This is a genomic window from Pseudomonas sp. JDS08PS003, from assembly GCF_045013505.1.
Lineage (GTDB): Bacteria > Pseudomonadota > Gammaproteobacteria > Pseudomonadales > Pseudomonadaceae > Aquipseudomonas > Aquipseudomonas protegens_B.
In genome coordinates this window covers 3,189,042-3,211,982 of the sequence record NZ_CP120724.1, presented here as the reverse complement: position 1 = coordinate 3,211,982, position 22,941 = coordinate 3,189,042, and the positions used below count along the sequence as shown (strand labels likewise).

Sequence of the window (22,941 nt, the reverse complement as noted above, 5' to 3'; positions counted from 1 at the left end):
AAACTGCCCTCGCACGATGATCTCCACCCGTTGCTCGCCGACCCGGGTCAGCGCTGTCAGGTAATTGTCCAGGCCGCTGCCTTGGGGTAGGGATACATGGCGAACATGGGCCACGTCACATACCACCGACAGCCCCCCTGCCCTGATCAACTGGATCAATTGGCGATTAGATGAAAGTTGCTGATTGCCGTTGGCGATCAACTGTTGAAACGGGTCACCAAGGCATTAAGTTCATGAGCGGTAGATTCCAGATCACCGCCTACCGAGCAAGAGTGCACAGCGATGTCGGCGTTCTGGTCCGAGACCCGGGCAATATTGGTGATCTGCTCGGATATTTCCTCGGCCACATGGGCTTGCTGCTCCGACGCGGCAGCCATTTGCTGGCTCATCTGGTGAATGCGCTCCACCGCCGAGTTGATGCCATTCAGGGCTTCCTGGGTGCTGATCACCTGGGCCACGCCGGAACGCGCCTCGATGCTGCCCTGGCGTGCCACCTCCACAGCCTGGGTGGCCACTTCCTGCAAGGTGATGATGATGCGCTGGATGCTCTGGGTGGACTCCTGGGTCTTGGAGGCCAGGGCCCGTACCTCGTCGGCTAGGCCTTCCACAGAGTGGCTGACCGCATCCACGGTGTCCGCCAGTTTCTCGATCACCACCCGGGTTTCCGGGCTTCCTGGGAACCCACCTGGGTCAGGTTGTTGACCTGATCGGCGGCCGAGGCAGTGTCGTGGATATGCACCGAGACTTCGGAAATCGACGAGGCCATCTGGTTCATGGCCGTTTACCCGCAGAACTTCCCTGAGCCAAGTGAATTAGTGCCAATGGCCAGTATCGATCCAGTCGGCCCAAGTCTAGGTTCGAGCATTAATCAAGGTGTGAAAAAATCATCAAGCCACTCAACTTGAACGGCCCGAATTAAAGACTTTCATGACTTACATCAACATTTACCTCAACAATAGAAAGCTAGCTTTCTAGTTATTGAGAAGTATTATTTCCAGCATACTCAGCGCCGTAGAAAACGCCTTGTTGCGAACATGGGGCACACATTCGTTGAAGCGTTCATGCACCCATTAATCAACTGCAGATCCCCTTTCTCCGCCACCCGCTGCGCCTCGGACTGATCGGGGCTGGAGTCGCCCTTGATGGACCAGCTTGAACTGCGCCCGGCCGCTCGCGACGACTGGCCCTGTCTGGAAAACCTCATGCAGTTCTATCTCTATGAACTCAGTCAGTGGCTGCCACTCAAGCTTGCAGCCCAGGGGCTGTACGCCATCCAGGCCCTGGACGACTATTGGCGCCACCCAGCCACTCATCCCTGGCTGATCCTGGTGGCAGGGGAACTGGCCGGCTTTACCGTCGTCGACCAGCAACGCTGCGACAGCGATGCCCGGTATAACCTCGGCTACCTGTTCATCGCTCGACGACTTCGCCGCCTGGGCATCGGTCGACAGGTGACACAACAGCTGTTCGAGCACTACAAGGGGCCTTGGCAGGTGGTGCACTTCAGCGCCAACCTGCCCGCCCGGGATTTTTGGCAGGCCATGCTCCCGGGGCAAAACCCGACGCCGATCATCGCCCAAGGCTATCCCGCCAGCCTGTACCGTTGGCCAGACTGAACCGGCACCAAGAGCAAGCGGTGTTTTGTGCCGGATGCGCCCGGCTCGCGGCTTTGAGGGCCGTGCCCTGACAGCAATGGCAAAGTCCGGGCCGATCACCTACCTTCTCCGGGGCCACCCGCACAGGCATGGCCACCACGTGCCGCCTGGCGCTCCACTTCCTCTGAAGCAAAGAGCCTTGTCCATGTCGTCGTCCACCACCCGCACCACGCGCCTGCTGTTACGTCCACCGACCCTCGCCGACCTGCCACAGGCCTGCGCCATCCACGGCAACCCGCAGACCCACCGTTTCAACCCCAACGGCCCCGACAGCGCCGAAGCCACCAGCGACCGGCTGCACAGCTGGATTGCCCATTGGCAGCAGTACGGTTTCGGCTACTGGGCGATCGCCCGACTGGATGCCCCGCAACAGATCATCGGCTTCGGCGGCCTCATGCGGGCGCACTTCGGGCATGAAGCCGGGCTGAACCTGTACTTTCGCTTCATCCCCGAAGCCTGGGGCCAGGGTTTCGCCAACGAAATGGCCCAGGCGGCCCTGCAACTGGCCTTCAGCGAACTGCTGGCGCCCCGAGTCACCGGCCTGGTGCGGCCCGACAACCTGCCGTCCAGGCGGGCCCTGGAACGGCTGGGGATGACGGTGGACGGTGAGCTGGAGGATTTTCCCGGACAGCCACCGAGCCTGCTGTACCGGCTCAGCGCCCAGGATCACAGCACCCTGGCGGGTCATGAAGCGCCAGCACCGAGGATTGACAAACCCCGCGCCGGCTTTTAAAACTGTGCGCCTGATTTCAGAGTCTGGCTGAACCATGTCCCAAGCCCTTACCCTCGATTCTCGCGCCATTGGCCTGTTGGCCAAGGCCGGAGCCTGGGTGGCTTGCAACTCTAAATCGAAGAAACAGTCGCTCATGTGACCGGGGCGCTGTGTCCCGTCAGATGAGCTGACAGGACATCAAGCGCTACGGACACCCTCCCCCTGCTTAACGCCCTTCTACTCTTCTGACGACGACCCGACGGTCAACCATCAGGAGAACACGCATGTCATCGTTTCAAGGTATCTGGGTCCCTATCGTCACGCCTTTTCACAACGGCGCCATCGACTTTGCCGCCCTGCGGCGCCTGAGCGCCCATCTGCTGGAAAGCGGTGTGGCCGGGCTGGTGGTCTGCGGCACCACCGGCGAAGCCGCGGCCCTGGACAAGGATGAGCAACTGGCGGTACTCGACGCCGTGCTCGAACAGGCGCCCGCCGGGCGGGTCATCATGGGCCTGGCGGGCAACAACCTGAAATCGCTGCTGAGCCTGCAAACGGAGATCCTCAAGCGCCCGGTGGCAGCCCTGCTGGTGCCTGCGCCCTATTACATCCGGCCCTCCCAGGCGGCCTTGGAAAGCTTCTTCCACAGCGTCGCCGACGCCTCCAGCGTGCCGCTGATTGTCTACGACATTCCCTACCGCACCGGGGTCAGCCTGGACAAGGCCACCTTGCTCAACATCGTCCGCCACCCGCGGATCGCAGCGGTGAAGGATTGCGGCGGCAACCTGGAGAAGACCCTGGCGCTGCTGGCCAGTGGCACGGTGCAAGTGTTGTGCGGTGAGGACCTGCAACTGTTCAGCGCCCTGTGCCTGGGGGCCAGCGGAGCCATCGCGGCGGCAGCGCATATACGTCCGGAGCTGTTCGTGCAATTGCAGCGACAGGTCCAGGACCAGCAACTGGACGCTGCCAGGACCACCTTCCGGCAACTGGTGCCGTTGATTCAAGCGCTGTTCGCCGAGCCCAATCCGGCGCCCGTGAAAGCCTTGCTGGCCCATCAGGGGCTGATCGAGCCTCAACTGCGGGCACCCATGCAGGATTGCAGCGCGGCCACCGCGACACACCTGCAAACCCTGCTGGCCGGCTTGCCTTGACTACGGATCATCGGAATTGCCGTGCCTGCGGCCCGTAGGAGCGGGGGTACGACAATCTCGATGCCCCGTCGGCGCCGATCGCGGCGGCGCGCGGACGCTCTCAGCGGATCGGCGGGATGCGGATCTGGCCGGCGCGGCACTGGTTTTTCACGCCCTTGCCGCAAGGGCCAAAATCCAGGTCCTTGGTCAGGCAGACCCGGACTTCGGAAAGCTCGGGGCCGCTGCAGAGAATGGCGATGCCATTTTCGGCGATCCCCGGGTTGCTCTGGCGAAACTGCTGGGCAATCTGTGTGGCTTCCAAGTAACGCACCGTGGTCGAAGGCTGCAGCGTTTCAGGTATCTGCACCGTCGCCAGGGCCTTGTCCGCCGCGTCCAGGTAACCCATGCCCCCCAGGCCACTGCAGGTGCCGTGCTTGGTCCATTCGTGGTTCATCAGTTTGGCGGTGGGGAACAGGGTCAGGCCCTTGGCACGCTCCTGCTGGGTCAGCGGGGTCAAGGGCGGGCAGGACTCGGGCCAGCCGCCCTTGGCGTATTGCGGCCACAGCCCGTGGAGGACAAACCCATAGCCCTTGCCCGAGCACTGTTCGTTCTCCGGATGCATCAGGCAGAAGGTCGGTGACCAGGACAGGGTCAGCAGGTAGTAGTCGAACGTGCCCGCCACCGAGTCCCGTTGCTGTTTGGGCTGACGTGCGTCGCTGATGCCCACCATCCCCAGGGTCAGCACCAGGGCCGCCATCAGGGCAAAAAACTTTCTCATCGTTACCTCTCCTTGGGGAATCGGATCGTCCTGGCCCCGCCATCGGGGTGGAACTGCCGGAACGCAGCTTCACCTTCTTGGCATGCCGGGGTTGCAGGAACATGACATTCGCCGCGCCGTGCCCCGGCAACACCGGTCAGGCGCAGCGGCATTGAGCGACTAGAGTGCCGGGCTGTCACTGCGGCGGTACAGGCCCACACCCACCGCCAATATCGCCAGCATGCCCGCACAGCTGCGATTGACCCAGCCCATGACCCGCGCGGAAAAGCTCGCCATGGCGCGACGGCCACCAAAGGCGTACAGGCTCATCATCAGGCAGTCCACCAGGGCGCTGACCAGGGCCAGAATCAGGTACTGCTCGGCCACCGGCTGGTCGGGGCGCACGAACTGCGGCACGAAGGCCGAGAAGAACAGCAAGCCCTTGGGATTGGACAAGCCCACCAGCAAGGCCCGGCGGAACGCCGAGCGACCGCTGGCCGAGGCGCCATCAAGCCGGTTCGTCAGGGCCTGGGTCGGCGCCCGCCACAAGCCCCAGGCCAGATACAGCAAATAGACCGCGCCGCAGGTCTTGACCACCACGAACAACGACTCCGAGGCCTGCAGCAAGGCCCCCAGGCCACAACCCACGGCACCGATCAGCAGCAGGTCGGACAGCGCCGCACCGGCGATCCCGCAGCCGGCCACCCGCATCCCGTGGACCGCGCCGTTGTTCAGGGCCAGCAGCATCGAGGGCCCGGGAGTGATCATCACCGCGCTGACGGTGACGATGTAGAGAAACAGTGTTGCCGCATCCATCGTGGTACTCCTGAAAAATCCACCGCGCCGCGTAACGAACCGGGGGCCTGCACCCACCCGCAACCCAAGGTCTGCGGCGCGCAGTGCGAAAGATGACGGAACAACCAGGCACAGATCAAGGGCGGCGATCAGCGCTCGATGCCCGGGGACGCCACCTCGACGTCAGGCACGCTGACAAAGATGCTGTAGTGCCCCCCTTCCATGGCTTCAAAGGCGATCAGTTTCTGGACCAGCGGTTCGCTGATCACCTTGCCGGCATTGAGCAACAGCATGCCGTTGTCAGCATTGAGGTTGCGCCGCAGGACCATCCCCGCCTGCAACTCGCGGGTGCCCAGCACCCGGACCGTCGGATCATCGACAGTCACGTCATTGAGGTAGGCGGCACAGACCTGGACAAAGCCTTCCACCATGTTCGGGTCATAGAGGCGGCCGGCGTATTTGCGAATGAACAGCAAGGCTTCGTCGCTGTTCATGCGCCGCTCCAGAATCAACCCGCACTGCAACTCGATAAAGTCCACTGCCAGCTTCAATAGCCGGGAACCCCAGGGAATCGCCTCGCCCCGCAGATGCTGGGGAAAGCCGCTGCCATCCCAGCGTTCCTGATGGTGGAGGATCAGCCGCGCCGCATCCTGCATCGGCTCCAGCGTCATCAGCAGCGACTCGCTCTGCGAGGGATAGGCCCGGTAGCGCTCATGGTCGGTGTGCCGCAACAGGTCCGACGGGGCGCCCAGCATGGCGTCGCTCCAGCTCAGCTTGCCGATGTTGTACAAGGCGGCGGCCATGGTCAGGTCGCGGCTGGAGGCTTCGTCGAGGCCATGGCTTGCGCAACAGGCGCGGATCAGCTCGATGATCTTGCGGTTGGTCTGCTTGTCCGCCGGCAGGCGCAGGTTGGCCAGCAGCGAGAACACCTCGGTGCCGGTCACATAACTGTGCTTGAGCTCCTCATAGGCCAGGTCCAGCATGTCGGCGGTCTGTTGCAACTCGGAGGTACGGGAGGCAACGCGCTTTTCCAAATCGGCATTGCTCGCCTTGAGCTGGCGGTTCTGTGCCAGCACCAGTTGCTGCAGGCGCTTGAGCTCCCGTTCGGCATGCTGGTGATCCAGGGTCTGGCGCAGGATCAGCAGCAACTCTTCGTCGTTCCAGGGTTTGCTCAGGTACTGGTGGATCTGCCCCTCGTTGACGGCCTTGATGATGGTGCTCAGGTCGGCGTAGCCGGTGAGCAGGATCCTGCGGGTGGCCGGGTAGCCCTCGCGCACCCGGGCCAGCAAGGTGGCGCCGTCCATAGTGGGCATGCGCGCATCGCTCATCACCAGGTCAACGGGACGCTGGGCCAGGATCTCCAGGGCCCTGGCACCGCTGTCCGCCACCAGCACTTCATAGGGCTGGCTGCGCAACAGGCGCCGCAAGCTGTTGAGAATCGATTCTTCGTCATCCACCAACAGCAGGCATGGACGCTGACCTGGCTCGGCGGGCTGCGACTCTTCCATGATGGTTCTCCCTGTCCTGCATCTCGTTCCCCGGACAGCACGGCCAGGCAACCGCCCAACTGCGCTGCAGCCCAGACAATCCTAGCTATTTTTTTCATTTGCACCCGGGGATATCCGTCGAAAAAAACCTCTTACGCCGCGTTTTCCAGTGACTATGCTCACAGCGTTGGACGCACGCTCAGAACACTAGGGAAAGTCAATGAACGCTGGCTGCGACGCACAGACAAGTTCGCAAGATCCCTCGGAGTCGCCGTCTGCGCGCGTCAACCGGCGGGTGCTGATTGTGGATGACAGCCTCTCCATTCACGAAGACTTCCACAAGATCCTCATGCCCTCACAGAGCCTGGCCCTGAGCCGGGCCGAAGAACAGTTGTTCGGCAGCGTCAACGTCCGCCCCCCCCTGGAGTTCAATCTGGATTCGGCGTTCCAGGGTCGCGAGGCCCTGGCCATGGTCGAGTCGGCCCTGGCCCGAGACATGCCCTATGCCATGGCCTTCATCGACATGCGCATGCCGCCGGGCTGGGATGGCCTGGAAACCATCGAGCAGTTGTGGAAGGTCGACCCGGACCTGCAGATCGCGCTGTGTACCGCCTATTCGGACTATTCGTGGGAAACCATGGCCGAGCGCCTGGCCTTCGGCGACCAGTTGCTGATCCTGAAAAAGCCCTTCGACAGCCTGGAGATCCGCCAGATGGCCAGTGCCCTGACCTGGAAATGGCAGATGGCCCGGGATGCGCGGCACAAGCTCGACGATCTGCAGCGCACCATCGAGGAGCGGGTCGCGGAACTGCTCAAGGTCTCCCACCTGCTGCACTACGACGCCCTTACCGGTCTGCCCTCCAGCACCTTGCTCGGCGATCGCCTGGGCCAGGCCATGGCCCGGGCCCGGCGTTATGGGCAACAACTGGCGGTGATGTTCCTCGGGCTGGACCGTTTCAAGCGGATCAACAATGCCCTGGGCTACCCGGCAGGCGACGAGCTGCTCAAGAGAATTGCCCACAGCCTGCAGCACGGCATGCGGGAATCGGACTCGGTGTTCCGCTACGGTTCCGACGAATTCGTGGTGCTGCTCCATGATCAGGAGCCACCGCCCCAGGTCCGTAGCGTCGCGGAAAAATTCCTGGCAACGGTGAGCCAGCCCCACGATGTGGCCGGGCACGACCTGCGGGTCACCGCCAGCCTGGGAATCAGCCTCTACCCCGAAGATGGCCAGGATGCCCTGAGCCTGATCAAGAAGGCCGAGATGGCCATGCGCAACAGCAAGGAGCAGGCACCGGGGGGCTACGGTTTCTTTACCGAAGACATGACCCACCGCGCCCGGGAACGACAACACCTGGAATCGGGCATTCGCCAGGCCCTGGAGCGCCAGGAGCTGTGTTTGCATTATCAGCCGAAAATCCACCTGGCCTCGGGCCAAGTGGTGGGCGCCGAAGCGCTGATTCGCTGGTTCAGCCCGCAACGGGGCTGGATCAGCCCCGCCCAGTTCATTCCTGTGGCCGAAGACAGCGGCCTGATCAACCGGATCAGCCAGTGGGTACTGGGCGAGGCTACCCGCCAGTCCCGTACCTGGCAGCAAGCGGGACTGGTGCCGATCCGCCTGTCGGTCAACCTTTCGGCCAGCGACTTCAGGCAACCGCAGTTGCTCCAGCAGTTGCAGGGCGCACTGCTGGACAGCGCCCTGGACCCAACCCTGCTGGAACTGGAAATCACCGAAGGGGTGCTGATGCAGAACGTCGAAGCCACCCTCGCCACCCTGCAAGCCATCAAAGCCCTGGGGGTAAGCCTGGCGGTGGACGATTTCGGCACCGGTTATTCCAGCCTCAGCTACCTGCGCAAGTTCCCGGTGGATGTGCTGAAGATCGACCAGTCCTTCATCCAGGGCCTGAGCAACGAACCCAAGGACGCCGCCCTGGTCAGTGCGATTATCCAGTTGGGACGCAACCTGAACCTGAACGTCATCGCCGAAGGGTTGGAAACCCTGGAGCAACTGACGTTCCTCAAGCAACAGGGCTGCGAGGAAGGCCAGGGCTATTACTTCAGCAAGGCCCTGCCCGCCGAGGATTTTGCCCTCCTTCTGCGGGCCCAGGCGTCCCTGGCCCAGGTGACCGGTCATGACCACTGAACAGCCGCCAACGCCACACCGGCGCCGCCTGCACAGCCTCCTCGGCCTGCTGCTCTGGGCCCTGCTCGGTGTCGCCCCGCCGGCCTTCCCGGCGCCGCTGGACGAACCGCTCAAGCCCCTGCCTACAGTGCCCAACCTCGACCCCAAACGGGTGGAGTTGGGCCGTCGGCTGTTCAACGAACCGCGCCTGTCCCTGGACAACAGCCTCTCCTGCGCCAGCTGTCATCGGCTGGAACAGGGCGGGGCCGACGTGTTGGACAAGTCCCAGGGCATCAAGGGTCAGCTCACCCGGGTCAACACTCCTAGCGTGTTCAACGCTGCGCTGAACTTTCGCCAGTTCTGGGACGGTCGCGTCGACACCCTCCAGGCGCAGATCGACAACGTGGTGCAAAGCCCCATCGAAATGGGTAACAACTGGCCCAACCTGGTACGCACCCTGAACGACGACGCCGGCTACCGCCAGGCCTTCGGCGAGCTATACCCGGATGCCATCACTGCGGCCAACGTGCAGGACGCCCTGGCCAGTTATGAACGGACGCTGCTCAGTGCAGGCTCGCGCTTCGACCAGTACCTGCAAGGCAACACCGAGATCCTCAGCCAGGAAGAAAAGTACGGCTACCAGCGGTTCAAGGACTACGGCTGCATCGCCTGCCATCAAGGGGTCAATATCGGCGGCAACATGTTCCAGAAATTCGGCGTGATGAATGACTACTTTGCCGACCGGGGCAACCCCACCGACGCCGACCTGGGGCGCTTCCTGATCACCGGCGACGAGCAGGACCGCAACGTGTTCAAGGTCCCCAGCCTGCGCAATGTGGCGGTCACCGCTCCCTACTTCCATGACGGCTCGGCAAAGACCCTGGAGCAGGCGGTGGAAGTGATGTTCAAGTACCAGCTGGGCCGTACCCCCAACCCCCAGGACACCCGCCTGATCGTCAAGTTTCTCCAGACCCTCACCGGACAATGGCAGGGCAAGCCGTTATGAAGCTGCCCCGCCGCTTGCCCTCCACGGCCCTGACCCTGGTGGCCCTGTGCCTGGTCCTGGCGCTGGCGTTTCTCTACTTCAAGACGATGATCGGCCAGTCCGCGAACTTTGCCCTGTCCCGGGACCTGATCGGCCACATCAAGCAGTTGAACGCCCAATGGGAAACCGAGGTGCTCAAGGCGCGCATTGCCATTACCCACGACTACGATCCATTGGTGCTACCGGTGCAACAGATCAACCAGCTGTGGCGACGCTTCGACCAGCTCTCGCAACAGGGCCACAGCGACCCGGCAGCCTGGCAGGCCAGTCATCAGGCGTTCCTCGAGGCCTTCCAGGAAAAGGCCGGCCTGGTGGAGCGGTTCAAATCCCACAACTCGGTACTGCGCAATTCCCTGGCGTTCCTGCCCACCGCCGAGGACGACATCCAGCGCCGGCTGGCCAGCCTCGATGATCAAGAGCGGCTGGCGCAGCAGAACATTGCCATCGACACCTACGATCTGCTGCTCAGCAGCCTGGAGTTCGCCCAGGTCTCCAGCGACGACAAGGCCGCGGACATCCTGGTGGGGCTGAACAAACTGGCGGTCAACAAGGAACGCCTGCCCGAGGCCATGCACGAGCCGGTAGAGATCCTCAGCAACCACGTTTCGGTGATCCTGCGCGAGCAGCCGGTGGTCAATGACTTGCTGGAGCGGCTCACCTCGATCCCGGTGGCCGAACGCCTGGACGACATCACCCGCCTGCTCAACCGCGACCAACTCCAGTCCGACCTGCAGGACCAGAAGTCCCACCAGTACCTGCTGGCATTCTCGGTGCTGCTGGTGCTGTTGATCCTCTATCTGGCCATCCGCCTGATCAGCAGCTTTGCCGTCATCCGCCGGGTCAACACCGCCCTGCAGAGCGCCAATGAACACCTGGAGCAGCGGGTCGAGGAACGCACCCGGGAACTCAAGGAGGCCCAGAGCGAGTTGCTGGACACCGCGCGCCAGGCCGGCATGGCGGAAATCGCCACCAACGTCCTGCACAACGTCGGCAACGTGCTCAACAGCGTGAACATCTCCAGCGAGATCCTCAGTCGCACACTACGCTCCAGCAGGGCTCAGGGTCTGGGCAAGGCGATGCAGTTGATCAACCAGCACGCGGACGATCTCGGGCGTTTTCTCAGTGAAGACGAAAAGGGCAAGTTGCTCCCCGGCTACCTCAACCAACTGGTGGAAGCCATCGCCGGTGAGCAACAGGGCATGAGCGAGGAACTGGCCCAGCTCGGCCGCAGTGTCGACCACATCAAGGAAATCGTCGCCACCCAGCAGTCCTACGCCGGGGCCTCGCGGCTGATCGAGCCCTTGCGGGTCAGCGAACTGATCGAGGACGCCCTGCGCATGAACTCCGGCGCCCTGGCCCGGCATCAGGTCACGGTGGTCAAGGACTACACCGACGTACCACCGGTCATGGGCGACAAGCACCGCATGCTGCTGATCCTGATCAACCTGATCAGCAACGCCAAGTACGCCATGTCCGATCTCGACGAGCACTCCCGGACCCTGACCTTGAGTGCCCATGTGATCGATGACCGGACCTTGCGCATTCAGGTCCAGGACCGCGGCGAAGGCATTGCCGCCGAGAACCTGACGCGGATCTTTGCCCACGGTTTCACTACCCGCAAGGAAGGGCACGGCTTCGGCCTGCACAGTTGCGCCCTGGCCGCCATGGAAATGAACGGACAGCTCAGCGTGCACAGTGACGGACCGGGACTGGGAGCGACCTTTACCCTGGACATACCGCTGATCAGCGCCGAGGGCCAATGATGGACGAGCTGAGCAACCGCCGAATTCTGCTGATCGACGATACCCCATCGATCCACGATGACTTTCGCAAGATCCTCACCCCGCCCCCGGCGGACGACAACCACCTGGATGACCTCGAGGCGCAGTTGTTCGGCGCCCAGGCCAAGCCCCGGCAACAGCCCTTTGAACTGGACTCGGCCTACGGCGGCCAGGAAGGCTTGAGCAAAGTCTGCCAGGCACTGGAACAGCAACGCCCCTATGCCCTGGCCTTCGTCGACATGCGCATGCCCCAGGGCTGGGACGGGGCCCAGACCATCGAGCGCCTCTGGCAAGAGGACCCACGCCTGCAAGTGGTGGTGTGCACCGCCTACTCCGACTATTCCTGGGAGGACCTGCTGGAGCGCCTGCAAGGCCACAACCGCCTGCTGATCCTGAAGAAGCCCTTCGACAATATCGAAGTCCAGCAGATGGCCAGCACCCTCACCAGCAAGTGGGAGATGACCGCCCGCGCGCTGTTGCAGATGCACCATCTGGAGGAACTGGTGGAACAGCGCACCGAGGACCTGAGACAGACCGGGGCAGCCCTGCAACAGGAAATCGACGAGCGCAAGCAACTGGAGAACCAGCTGGTGCAATCGGAGAAGCTGGCCTCCCTCGGGCAACTGGCGGCCGGGGTCGCCCACGAGATCAACAACCCCATCGGCTTCGTGGCCTCCAACCTCGGCAGCCTGGCGGGTTACCTGGAGCAGATCGGCCAGATGCTCACCGCCTATCGCCAGAGTGAAGAGGCCATCGCCGCGCCGGAGTTGCGCAAGCGCCTGCAAAGCCTGCGGGAAAGCATCGACCTGGACTTTCTCCAGGAGGACATCCCGTTGCTGATCAAAGAATCCAAGGACGGCATCGGTCGAGTCGAGCAGATCGTCAAGGACCTGAAGAACTTCTCCCGGGTCGACAGTGACCAGCAATGGCAGATGGCGGACCTGCAGCAGGGCATCGACTCGACCCTGAACATCGTCGCCAACGAGCTCAAGTACAAGGCCGACCTGATCAAGCACTATCAGCCGTTGCCAGAGATCGAGTGCCTGCCCTCCCAGCTCAATCAGGTGGTGATGAACCTGGTGGTCAATGCCGCCCAGGCCATAGGCCCCGAACGCGGCACCATCACCCTGAGCAACGGCGTGGAAGGCGATCGGGTGTGGCTGGAAGTCACCGACAGTGGCTGCGGCATCGACGAGCAGCACCTGCAGAAGATCTTCGACCCCTTTTTCACCACCAAGCCGGTGGGCCAGGGCACCGGACTGGGCCTGTCGCTGTCCTACGGGATCGTCCAGAAACACGGCGGACAGATCAGTGTCCGCAGCCAGTTGGGCGTGGGCAGCACCTTTCGCGTGGAGCTGCCGATCCGTCAGGCTCCCCATCGACCGGACCCGGCCTGAACCGGGCACGCCCGCGCCCTTCCCTCACCCGCCCACAGGACCTTGCCATGAGCCGCCCCAACGACCCGATCAAACAGGGCAAGGACGCACGCAAGCACTGCCCCCGCAACAGCCACAGCGCCCCCGGCCAGATCAAGCGCGACCCCCTGCCGCTGATCGAGGCCTCGAGCCAGGGCCGGGTCCAGTCCCTGGTGGCGCTGCGCTACGGCCGTATGCTGGTGTCGCCCTTCACTTTCTATCGCGGCAACGCTCTGCTCCAGGCCCATGACCTGGCCACCACCCCGGACATGGGCCTGCGCTCGACCATCTGCGGCGACTGCCACCTGATGAACTTCGGCGGCTTCGCCACGCCGGAGCGCAATCTGCTATTCAGCGTCAACGACTTCGACGAGGTCCACCCCGGCCCCTGGGAATGGGACCTGAAGCGCCTGGTGGCCAGTTTCCTGATTGCCGCCCGGGACCTGCGCCATGGTGCAGCGGTGGAGGAAAGCGTCTGTCGCGAGCTGGTGGGGGCCTATCAACGGAGCATGGCCACCTGCGCCGAGCAAAGCGCCCTGGAGATCTGGTACGACGCCCTGACCTACGAAGACCTGCTGCATCAGGCCCGGGCCAACAGCGCCACCCTGGAGCACGTGCAACGGGCCATGGACAAGGCCGAGCGCCGTACCCACGCCCATCTGCTGCCCAAGATCAGCGAACGCGATGCCCAGGGGCGCTTGCTGATCCGTGACGATCTGCCGGAGATCTTCCACCTGCACAACACCACCAGCCTGCTGGACCCGGACGACGACTGGATGCGCCTGGAAGACTGGCGACCGCTGTACGACACCTTCATGGCCGACTATCGCGGCACCTTGCAGGCCGACCGGCGTAACCTGCTGGCGCGCTTCACCCCCTGCGACCTGGCCTTCAAAGTGGTGGGCGTGGGCAGCGTCGGCACCCGCTGCCTGGTGGCGCTGCTCACCGACAACCAGCAGCGACCGCTGTTCCTGCAGTTCAAGGAAGCCCGCCGCTCGGTGCTTGCCGACTATGTGCGGGTGCGCTCGCGACCGCGGCACAACGGCCAGCGGGTGGTGGAAGGCCAGCGCCTGATGCAGTCCGCCAGCGACCTGTTCCTGGGCTGGACCACCGGCCCCAACGGCCGCCATTTCTATGTGCGCCAACTGCGGGACATGAAAGTGTCGGCAGAGCTGGAAACCTTCGACGCCGAAACCTTCGCCGCCTACGCGCGGATCTGTGGCCGGGCCCTGGCCCGGGCCCACGCCAAGGCCTCGGGGCAAGCGGCACTGATCAGCGGCTACATCGGCAAGAGCCAGACCCTGGCCGAGGCGCTGTGGCACTACGCCCAGGCCTATGCCACGCAGAACGAACGGGACTTCGAGCGCTTCCAGCAGGCCTGCCGCAAGGGACGCTTGCAGGCCCGCTCGGAGGCGGATTTCGCCGCCGACCATCTGCCCTGAAACCCGGCCTCAGGTAATGGAACGGCTGGCCTGGGACTGTTCGGCGCAGAGCTTCACCCAGGCGTCGCTGTCCAGGGGCGGACTCAGGTGCGGCCCCTGGGCCTCATCGCACTGAATGTCATGCAGCGCCTTGATTTGCTCCGGGGTTTCCACGCCTTCGGCAATCACCTTCAGATTCAGGGCATGCCCCAGGTCGACGATGGCCTGGACGATCGAGCGCCCGGCCTGATTGCCGCCCAGTCCCGCCACCAGGCTGCTGTCGATCTTCAGGCCGTCCAGGGGAAAGGTCCGCAGGTACTGCAACGCCGAGTAGCCGCTGCCGAAATCGTCCATCAGCAGCTGCACCCCGAGGGACTTGAGCCCCTGCATGATCTCCAGCACCTGGCGACCGTCATCCAGCAATGCCTTGTCGGTCATTTCCAGCACCAGACGCGAGGGCGTCAGTCCGCTCTGGCCAAGCACGGTCCTGATTCTGGCCACCAGTTGCCCGCGCTGGAACTCGGTGGCCGACAGGTTAACCGCCAGCAGCAGGCGCTCGGGCCAGGCCCGGGCCGCGCGGCAAGCGGCGTGCAGCACCCAGTTGCTCAATGGCAGGATCAGCCCGGTGTCCTCGGCGATCGGCGTGAACACCTCGGGACCCAGCAGCCCACGCTGGGGATGCTGCCAGCGCACCACCGCCTCGGCCCCCACCAGTTGCCCGTCCGCCAGCCGATAGCGCGGCTGGAACTGCAACAGCAACTGATCCTGTTCAATGGCGTGACGCAGGTCGCGCTCCAGGCCGCGGCGCTCGATGATCCGCACATTCATGTCGCTGGCATAGAAACGCCAGGTACTGCGCCCCGCCGCCTTGGCCTCATACAGGGCGATGTCGGCAAAACGCAGCAGCTCCTCCGCCAGACTGGCATCAACCGGTGCCCGGGCAATGCCGATGCTGGCGCTGATGAAGACTTCATGCTCGGCAATGTAGAACGGCTCTTCGATCCGCCCGATCAGGCGCCGGCACAGGCCTTCGATCTCGGTTCGGGCGACCTGCCCCGGGACCACCAGGACAAACTCGTCGCCCCCGACCCGGGCCACCAGATCCTCCCCCCGCAGGCATTGGGCCAGGCGCTGGGACACCTCATGCAGCACCTGATCGCCCGCCGCATGCCCCAGCAAGTCGTTCACCGGCTTGAAGCGATCGAGGTCGACGCTGAGCATCAGCAAGGGCTCCTGCAAGGTCGGCAGGGCCAACAGCTTGCCTTCGAGAAACTCCTGCATGCGCGTACGGTTGGCCAGCCCGGTGAGGGCATCGTGCTGGGACAGGTACTCGATGCGGCGCCTTGCGGCGACCTCCTCGGTGATGTCGCTGGCGGTGCCCCGGAACCCCCCGGCGGCCATGGCCCGCACCGAAAGGCGACAGATCCGCGGCTGCCGGTGGCCATCCAGGTAGGCGCATTGCACGATTGCCTGGGAGCGCCGTTCCGGAGCCGCCAGCCAGTTGCGCAGTGACCCCTGCTCGGAGCTCAGCAGCTCATTCATCGGCCGCCCCAGCGCGGCTTCCCGGGGCAGCCCGGTGACCGCCTCGAAACGCTCGGACAGGTAGGTGAAACGCAACTGCGGGTCCACCTCCCAGATCCAGTCGGACGCCGCTTCGGCGACATCGCGAAAGCGTTCCTCACTGGCCTGCAAGGCGCTGCGACTGAGCCGCAGGGCCTGGACCTGATCGTCCATGACCCGGGCCGCCGCCCCGGCCCGGCGCAACAGGAAGCCGGCCATGATGCCCGCCAGCACGCCCGCCAGCAGCAGCAACGGCATCACCAGCACCAGCAACTGATGCCCCGGGCGCGTCGGTTGCCATTGCAGGATTCCGGCGCCATCGGGCAGGGTCAGGGACGGCAGTACAACGGCCTGTCCGGCGCCGGCCACCTGCAACTGTTCGATGCCCAGCCCCTGGCCCAGGGCCTGCAGCCGCGACGGGTCCAGCCGCGCAACAAAGATCAGCACCGACTGCGGCCCGCTGTCGGCGCGCACTTGCGGGTCATTGCCCGGGCTCAACAGGTCGGCGACCACCAGCGCCGGCGTCCCGGCGATGGAGTGGTAATGACTGATGGCCTTGCCGCCGGCCGCCCGGCGCACCTCGTCCACCAGAGGCGCCAACTGCTCCCCCAGCCAATCCCGGGCATCCATCGACTCCAATCGCCCAGCCACCAGCGAATACACGGTTAAACCTGCCGGATTGATCACGAACACGCCGTCAAAACCCAGATCGTGGTACAGGGTCGGACCGAAGTTCTGCCGGGTGAAGGCCCAGTCGAGGTCGACCTGCAGGTGCAGGTGCTGGTAGGCGTCGCCCCACAGGGCATAGTCCTTGAGCGTGGTGCGGGCGTTGCTGTCCAGCGATTGCAGTGCCTTGTCGATATCCAGACGGTTGTGCTGTTCGGCGGCAAGGTTCTGGTCGAGGGCGATGTATACCAGCAGCACGCCGGTGAAGAGGAACAGCGCCAGCAGCAGCCCCGAGCATCCCAGCAGGGTGGCACGGGTCAGCGCCTGATTGGAGGTGCTGCGCCCTTGAGAAGGATCGAGACCGGGATTTTCCATATTGCTCCAGGCGCCATGGCGACAAACTGACCGATGAGGCCCTGCCCCACGCAGTCCTTGACGAAGCTCGCGCTTGCCTATTGACGATAGACAGTATTTTCCCGCCGGGCCTGAAAAAGCCCGGTGCCGGAGGGCTGCGGGTGTATTGAGGGGGATGGGTGAGAGATTGGGAGCAGGTGCCGTGCTGGCGCTGACGGCCACCGCGAGCGAGCGATCCGACCACCCGCGCCCCCCAATCGCGGCCGGGATCAGTCCCGGAGCGCGCTTGGCGTCACAGGCGGCAATTGCTCCACCCGGTGATAGATGCTCAGGCCCAGTCGCTGGCCGATCTGCACCATCGCATCGCAGCCCGCCGAGGCCCCGCCAATGCGCAGTACCGCATCGCAGCGTTCCAGCAGGCGTTCGGCATAGGCGTGGAACTGCGCGTTGTAGACCTCATCGCCCACCGCCTGGGACCCCGCCAGCCGGGTCATGGGCAATGCCACCCACTCCCCCAGCACCGGGAAATGCCCTGCCGCCAGCACCTGGGCGGCGCAGCGTTCCATGGCCTCGACATTGCGCGCCAGCAGCGCCGGGTCGTCGCCGGTGCCGGAGCGGTAAGGACCGGCCACCAGCACCATCAGGCTGCGGGGCTTGAGCACATGCAGCTGCAGGTACTGCAGGAGCATGATGGTCTTGCCGTCGGCGATTTCGCCGCTGTCGATCATACCCAGGGCCTGGTCGATATCCAGTTCCAGGACCTCGATGTCCTCGCCTTCGTGCTCCAGGCCGCCACCTTCATCGATGCGGTCTTGCGCCTGGTAATGGCCGATGAAGAAATGCACCCGTTCGGTCACCGAGCCCGGACTCATGAAGGCGTCGAAGACCTTCTGCACCTCGCCCACCCGGCAACCGGTTTCCTCTTGCGCTTCCTGACGGATGCGCACCTCCGGGCTGGCGTTGTCCAACAGGCCGGCGGCGGTCTCGATCAGGTAGCCGCTGTGGTCGTTGACGAACGCCGGCATGCGGAACTGCCGGGTCAGCAGCACCGTGCGCCGCTCCAGGTTGTACAGCAGGATCGTCGCGCCATTACCGCGGTCATAGACCTCGCGCTCCTGGGCCTGCCAGCTGCCATCGCGGCGGCGCAGTTCGAAGCTGTATTTCTTCAGCACGTACCAGTTGTCGGAGAGGGTCTTTTCGGCGGTGATGCGGATCTTTTCCTCGCTCATGGCTGCTCCTGAGTGTGTGGGCCGGCGGGGCGAAACCCCGACAATTGTTCCAGCAACTGCGCGCGGTAGGCCGGGGTCAGGGCAAACCCGCCCGCCGCCTGGCGTATATGACCGTCCGCCAGGCGCGCGCGAAACCAGTCGCGGATAAAATCCGGGGCGTAGCCGCCAGTGCCGAAGCCCTTGGCGAAGGCGATCATGTCCTGATAGACCTCCAGGTAGGCCTCTTTGTTGGGCACCGGGTGGCGGTTCTGGTACAGCCAGAACTGCAGGTCGTACAGCAGGTGCGACAGCGGGTCGGCGTGCAACGCAAAGTAGCGCTTGTCCTGGACGATGCGCAGGGCGATCTGGCGGATCAGCGGCCCCAGGTCAGGCACGTCCGGGAAGTGCTCAAGCAGCTCCTTCAGCAGCGGCGAGAACGGCGCGCTGGCCACCGTGTCCAGGTCGTCGAGGTAATCCTGCTCGGAGGTGTCATACACCTCCCAGGACACCAAGCCGCGGACAAAGGCCTCGAAGTTCGGCGCCAGGACAGTCACCTCGTAGTCGCCCTCCTGGTCCACGTGCACCACCCGGGGTTCACCCTCGGGGCCGCACTCGCGGTAGTCCAGGGCGATCATGTCATGCCCGGCGGACGGGCAATCGCAGATGTACACCCCCAAGTCCGGGTAGCCCCATTCCTCGATCATGAAGCGGCTGCCCAGGCCACCGCCCAGGGAGTAGTCACCGTCGCAGCCGATGCTCAGGAAGCTGTCGATCGCGCAGTGGTCCTCGGCCCAGGAAGTACCCTGCTCCGTGGGAAAACAGCTGAGGTGCGGGCGGCCACCGTTGTAGCGATTCATGAAGGCCACATAGGACTGTGGCAGGCGATAGCCCAGTTGCGCCTGTAGCTCGGCGATCACTGCGGGGCTGGCGGCTGGCTGGTTGATCTTGCTGCTGGTGGCCCGGTCCCAGAACGTGTCCAGGTCGATATCGTGGGGAAAGTTGCTCATCCGATGCATCCGTTGCGGTTGAAAGTCGGCCTGGGCCGAAAGCGACCCAGGCTACCGCAATCTCCCGTCACAGCCACCAGCGCAGAAGAAAAAAGAAGCCCATGCTCAGCAGCATGCTGACCAGGGTATTGCGGGTGTAGATCACCAGCGCAATGGCCACCAGCGAACTCAGCAGGTAGGGGTTGTCCCAGTGCAGGTTCAACTGGTGATCGGGCATGAACACGATCGGCCCGCAGATCGCGGTGAGCATGCCCGGCACCGCGAAACCGAGGAACTGCCGGGCGTTACTGCTCAGGCGCAGCGGCAGGCGCGGCTCGAGAAACACGTAGCGATTGAGAAAGACCAACAGGCCCATGCCGAAGATGACTGCCCAGACCATCATGCTTGCCCCCGATACAGTTTGTTGCAGACAAAACCCGCGGCCATCCCCGCCAGGCCCGACAGCACCAGCGCCGAGCCCCACTGCCAGTAACTGAACAGCACCGAGCAGAACAACGACACCGCGACGCAGACCACGGTGGGCACATTGCGCACCAGCGGTGTGATCAGGGCGATGAAGGTGGCGGCGATGGAAAAGTCCAGGCCCAGGTGTTCCAGGCCAGGAATGCTCTTGCCCAGCACGATGCCCAGCAAGGTGAACAGGTTCCAGGCCACGTAGAAGGTCAGGCCCACCCCCAGGGCGTACCAGCGGTCGAACTGCTGCTTGTCGTGGGCACTGGTCAGGGCGAACAGCTCGTCGGTGAGCAAGAAGCCCAGGCCCACTCGCCAGCGACCCGGCAACGGGGAAATCACCGAGCGCATGCTCATGCCGTAGAGCAGGTGCTGGGACGTGAGCAGCAAGGTGGTCAAGAGGATCGAGAAGATCCCCGCCCCGCCCTTGAGCATGCCGATGGCCACCAGTTGCGCGGCACCGGCGAAGACGATGCTCGACAGCCCCTGGCCCTGCAACGGGGTGAGATTGGCCTCGATGGCCATGGAACCGGCCAGCAGTCCCCAGGGCGCGGTGGCCAGGGACAGCGGCATGATGGCGATGGCGCCGCGAATAAAGGCGGCACGGGGTAAGAGAACGCTGGACATAAAACCCTGCACACAGATAACGGACGCTGACTGTGCCATCTGCCGGCGCCCCTGGCTTGAACGATCTTGCGCAATTGCCCACCGCCCCGTGCAGGAGCTGGCTCCTACGGGAAATAGGGTGGCGCAAACGACAGCGCCCCTCACGAAGGAGGGGCGCTGGCTGATGCTACAAGCGGATTACAGCTGGATCAGGTTGCTGATCTTCACGTCCGGATCGACGTCGGCTTCGTAGTCGACACCTTCGATCTCGAAACCGAACAGGCGCAGGAACTCTTGCTTGTAACCGACGAAATCGGTCATCTCGTAGAGGTTCTCGCTGGTCACCTGGTCCCACAGCTGCTTGACCCGGTCCTGGACCGCCGGTTGCAGCTCTTTGTAGTCGGCGCGCAGGCGGCCTTCCTGGTCGATCACCGGCTCGCTGTTGTACAGGCTGTCCTTGTACAGGCCGTAGACCTGTTCGATGCAACCTTCGTGGCTGCCCTGCTCTTTCATCACCTTGAACAGCAGCGACAGGTACAGCGGCATGATCGGGATCGCCGAGCTGGCCTGGGTGACCACGGCCTTGAGCACCGACACCCGGGCGTCGCCGCCCAGGTCGGCCAGTTGCTCACGCATGCCGATGACTTTGTGGTCCAGGTCCTTCTTGGCTTCGCCAATGGAACCGTTCCAGTAGATGTCGTGGGTCAGCTTCTCGCCCAGGTAGGTGAAGGCGGTGGTTTTCGCGCCTTCAGCCAGGACACCGGCTTCGTGCAGTGCGTCGATCCACATCTGCCAGTCTTCGCCGCCCATCACGGCCACGGTGCCGTCGATCTCTTCCTGGGTCGCCGGCTGCAAGGTGGTTTCCTTGACGATTTCCTTGTCGGTGTCGACACCGCGCAGGGTCACGGACTTGCCCAGAGGCTTGAGGGTCGAGCTCAGCACTTCACCGGTCTTGGGGTGGGTGCGGCGCGGAGCAGCCAGGCTGTAGACCACCAGGTCGATCTTGCCCAGGTCGCGCTTGATGGTCTCGATGGTCTCGGCCTTGACCGCGTCGGAGAAGGCGTCGCCGTTGATGCTCTTGGCGTACAGGCCCTTTTCTTCGGCGAACTTGTGGAACGCCGCGGTGTTGTACCAGCCGGCGGTGCCCAGCTTGCCGTCAACGCTGCCGCGTTCGAAGAACACCCCGAGGGTGTTGGCGCCGCAACCGAAGGCTGCAGTGATCCGCGCGGCCAGGCCGTAGCCGGTGGAGGCGCCGAGGACCAGTACGTTCTTCGGCCCTGCGTCGATGGCGCCCTGCTGGGTGACGTAATCGATCTGCTGCTTGACGTTGGCTTCGCAACCCACCGGATGGGTCGTCACACAGATAAAGCCGCGAACGCGGGGTTTGATGACCATTTACAATCTCCCAATTTCAATGTGCCAGGCGCCGATAACGGCGGCGGCAGTGTCACTTGCTAAGTCGTAGACGCTCGCAATGGCTTCGCGTCACCAACCAATGGAATTTGCCCGGCAGGCCGGGGTCTTGCGCCAATGCCGCGCCCTTCAGGCGGCCATCCAGGCGGCCAGGGCCGAGACTCTAGCAGTTGCACCGGCCGGCTTCAGCATCCGCCCGGCGAAATTTCTGCGGCCCCCTTGCCTCATCGCTGGCGGGCCGGGGGCTGCTGCGGCCTCAAGGCATCATGTCCAGGGGCAACTGCGTGCCCTTGCTGCGCTCTTCGTACCAGCTCTGCACCACGTCCGGCAGGCTGTGCTTCCACTCCGGCTCGGTGGTGTAGTAGCGCACCCGTACTTCATCCTTGGGCCCCACCACCGCCAACAGCGCGACCCACAGCTGCCCCTGGGTTCCCCGCACGAAAATCGCCGCATTGGTATTGGCCAGCCCCTGCAGCCACATATCGGTAACCTCGGCGCCCTTGAGCTCGGCCGAGGTGTCCTGGGAGAACACCGAGCCGCTGTCGAGCAGGGTCTGGTAGTCCTTTTGCAGCAGCTTCCGGGCTCGCTGATCTTCCTCCTCGGTGCGCACCAGCGCGGTGGACAGCAAATCGTACTGGTTTTCCAGGATTTGCCGGGAGGCCACGTAGAGCCCGTCGTAATACACCCCCGAACCGGCACCGCAGGCATAGGAGTCGCCCTCCTGGGTCACCTGCAACAGACCGTTGCGCGGGGTGAAGCGCAGGTTGCAGCCCTCGACGCCGTAGCGGGCTTCGCCGCCCTTGAGCTGCAGCTTGCCCGCGAGCGCACCGGAATTGGCACCGCCCATGGCCGACAGGTCGAAGCTCAGACGATCTTCGCCGCTGCGCCGGATCACCAGCTCACCGCCGTAGAACGGGCTGACCGACACCCGCTGCCAGGTGCCCTGCCAGTTGAACGGGATATTCACATAGCGCAGCACCATCAGCCGGCTCAGATATTGGCTGCGCAGACAGCCCAGGTCGGCCTGGCACTGGTCGCGCTGTTTGAGCCATTCACGCTGGTTCAGGCGCAGCGTCTTGGGGTCCTTGGTCTCGGCCAGGGTGGCCGTCCAGGCCTTGCCCAGCCGGCTGTCCAGCCCGGCGGTATAGGGGTCGGCGCAGATGGCCTTTTCACTGGCACTGGCGGCCTTGGCGCAGTCGAAACTGCTGGCCTGGGCAGCGGTGGCACAGGCCAGGGCAGCCAACAGCAAGCCACTGGCCCGCAGTGGACGTACAAAGGGAGCGGACATGGGTCGATTCCATTCAAAAAAGGCTTTGCAAGAATACCTGCGTCGACTGCTCACTCACGAAGCCTTCATGAA

The 22,941-nt window shown here is 64.0% G+C and carries 20 protein-coding genes; 8 read left to right on the top strand and 12 right to left on the bottom strand.

The window, feature by feature from the left end:
• Positions 1-197: 197 nt before the first annotated feature.
• Both P7C00_RS14805 and P7C00_RS14800 read right to left on the bottom strand, forming a co-directional pair.
• The gene (locus P7C00_RS14805) at positions 198-653 is read right to left on the bottom strand and encodes a methyl-accepting chemotaxis protein (RefSeq protein WP_404939677.1); all 456 of its coding nucleotides are present in this window, start codon (positions 651-653) and stop codon (positions 198-200) included.
• On the bottom strand, positions 650-775 hold the full coding sequence (locus P7C00_RS14800) for a hypothetical protein (protein WP_404939675.1): 126 nt from the start codon (positions 773-775) through the stop codon (positions 650-652). The genes P7C00_RS14805 and P7C00_RS14800 overlap by 4 nt, the downstream gene beginning before the upstream one ends.
• 367 nt (positions 776-1,142) lie before the next feature.
• Between P7C00_RS14800 and P7C00_RS14795 the strand changes: the two genes are divergently transcribed.
• From P7C00_RS14795 to dapA, 3 genes are all read left to right on the top strand, one after another.
• Positions 1,143-1,616, top strand: coding sequence for a GNAT family N-acetyltransferase (locus P7C00_RS14795; RefSeq protein ID WP_404939673.1), 474 nt, complete (start codon positions 1,143-1,145; stop codon positions 1,614-1,616).
• 184 nt (positions 1,617-1,800) lie between these two features.
• Positions 1,801-2,388, top strand: coding sequence for a GNAT family N-acetyltransferase (locus P7C00_RS14790; protein WP_346632751.1), 588 nt, complete (start codon positions 1,801-1,803; stop codon positions 2,386-2,388).
• Positions 2,389-2,651: 263 nt separating this feature from the next.
• Positions 2,652-3,515 (top strand): 4-hydroxy-tetrahydrodipicolinate synthase, encoded by an 864-nt coding sequence (gene dapA / locus P7C00_RS14785; protein ID WP_346632750.1) that lies wholly within the window; start codon positions 2,652-2,654, stop codon positions 3,513-3,515.
• Between the two features lie 100 nt (positions 3,516-3,615).
• Here the strand turns inward: dapA and P7C00_RS14780 are convergent, their stop codons facing one another.
• The 3 genes from P7C00_RS14780 to P7C00_RS14770 all read right to left on the bottom strand — a co-directional run bounded on the left by P7C00_RS14780 (position 3,616) and on the right by P7C00_RS14770 (position 6,554).
• Positions 3,616-4,272, bottom strand: coding sequence for a ribonuclease T2 family protein (locus P7C00_RS14780; protein WP_404939671.1), 657 nt, complete (start codon positions 4,270-4,272; stop codon positions 3,616-3,618).
• A gap of 159 nt (positions 4,273-4,431) precedes the next feature.
• Complete coding sequence (locus tag P7C00_RS14775) at positions 4,432-5,067, bottom strand: LysE family translocator (RefSeq protein WP_346632748.1); 636 nt, start codon at positions 5,065-5,067, stop codon at positions 4,432-4,434.
• A 128-nt stretch (positions 5,068-5,195) separates the two neighbouring features.
• The gene (locus tag P7C00_RS14770; RefSeq protein WP_346632747.1) at positions 5,196-6,554 is read right to left on the bottom strand and encodes an HD domain-containing phosphohydrolase; all 1,359 of its coding nucleotides are present in this window, start codon (positions 6,552-6,554) and stop codon (positions 5,196-5,198) included.
• Positions 6,555-6,753: 199 nt separating this feature from the next.
• Here P7C00_RS14770 and P7C00_RS14765 point away from each other — a divergent pair, with 199 nt between their 5' ends.
• From P7C00_RS14765 to P7C00_RS14745, 5 genes are read left to right on the top strand one after another with little or no spacing between them, the layout of a single operon-like run.
• Entirely contained in the window at positions 6,754-8,676 is a 1,923-nt protein-coding gene (locus P7C00_RS14765; RefSeq protein ID WP_404939669.1) for a putative bifunctional diguanylate cyclase/phosphodiesterase, read from the top strand.
• Complete coding sequence (locus P7C00_RS14760; RefSeq protein WP_346632745.1) at positions 8,666-9,661, top strand: cytochrome c peroxidase; 996 nt, start codon at positions 8,666-8,668, stop codon at positions 9,659-9,661. Before P7C00_RS14765 ends, P7C00_RS14760 begins: the two co-directional genes overlap by 11 nt.
• Positions 9,658-11,463: a DAHL domain-containing protein gene (locus P7C00_RS14755; RefSeq protein WP_346632744.1), complete on the top strand. Its 1,806-nt coding sequence runs from the start codon at positions 9,658-9,660 to the stop codon at positions 11,461-11,463. Before P7C00_RS14760 ends, P7C00_RS14755 begins: the two co-directional genes overlap by 4 nt.
• Entirely contained in the window at positions 11,463-12,878 is a 1,416-nt protein-coding gene (locus tag P7C00_RS14750; protein ID WP_346633057.1) for an ATP-binding protein, read from the top strand. Before P7C00_RS14755 ends, P7C00_RS14750 begins: the two co-directional genes overlap by 1 nt.
• Before the next feature lie 47 nt (positions 12,879-12,925).
• The gene (locus P7C00_RS14745; RefSeq protein WP_346632743.1) at positions 12,926-14,338 is read left to right on the top strand and encodes a DUF2252 domain-containing protein; all 1,413 of its coding nucleotides are present in this window, start codon (positions 12,926-12,928) and stop codon (positions 14,336-14,338) included.
• A gap of 9 nt (positions 14,339-14,347) precedes the next feature.
• Here the strand turns inward: P7C00_RS14745 and P7C00_RS14740 are convergent, their stop codons facing one another.
• The 7 genes from P7C00_RS14740 to P7C00_RS14710 form a co-directional block, all read right to left on the bottom strand.
• The gene (locus P7C00_RS14740; RefSeq protein WP_404939667.1) at positions 14,348-16,918 is read right to left on the bottom strand and encodes an EAL domain-containing protein; all 2,571 of its coding nucleotides are present in this window, start codon (positions 16,916-16,918) and stop codon (positions 14,348-14,350) included.
• A 248-nt stretch (positions 16,919-17,166) separates the two neighbouring features.
• On the bottom strand, positions 17,167-18,126 hold the full coding sequence (gene nudK, locus P7C00_RS14735; protein ID WP_346632741.1) for a GDP-mannose pyrophosphatase NudK: 960 nt from the start codon (positions 18,124-18,126) through the stop codon (positions 17,167-17,169).
• Positions 18,123-19,112 carry an SMI1/KNR4 family protein gene (locus tag P7C00_RS14730; RefSeq protein ID WP_404939665.1) on the bottom strand — a complete coding sequence of 330 codons (990 nt, stop codon included), beginning with the start codon at positions 19,110-19,112 and terminating at the stop codon, positions 18,123-18,125. Before P7C00_RS14730 ends, nudK begins: the two co-directional genes overlap by 4 nt.
• A gap of 67 nt (positions 19,113-19,179) precedes the next feature.
• Entirely contained in the window at positions 19,180-19,491 is a 312-nt protein-coding gene (locus tag P7C00_RS14725) for an AzlD domain-containing protein (RefSeq protein ID WP_346633056.1), read from the bottom strand.
• A complete protein-coding gene (locus P7C00_RS14720; RefSeq protein WP_402888557.1) occupies positions 19,491-20,189 on the bottom strand; it encodes an AzlC family ABC transporter permease in 699 nt (232 codons plus the stop codon). Before P7C00_RS14720 ends, P7C00_RS14725 begins: the two co-directional genes overlap by 1 nt.
• Positions 20,190-20,366: 177 nt before the next feature.
• Positions 20,367-21,563: an enoyl-ACP reductase FabV gene (fabV, locus tag P7C00_RS14715; RefSeq protein WP_404939663.1), complete on the bottom strand. Its 1,197-nt coding sequence runs from the start codon at positions 21,561-21,563 to the stop codon at positions 20,367-20,369.
• A 274-nt stretch (positions 21,564-21,837) separates the two neighbouring features.
• Entirely contained in the window at positions 21,838-22,869 is a 1,032-nt protein-coding gene (locus P7C00_RS14710; RefSeq protein WP_346632738.1) for a lysozyme inhibitor LprI family protein, read from the bottom strand.
• Between the last annotated feature and the right edge of the window lie 72 nt (positions 22,870-22,941).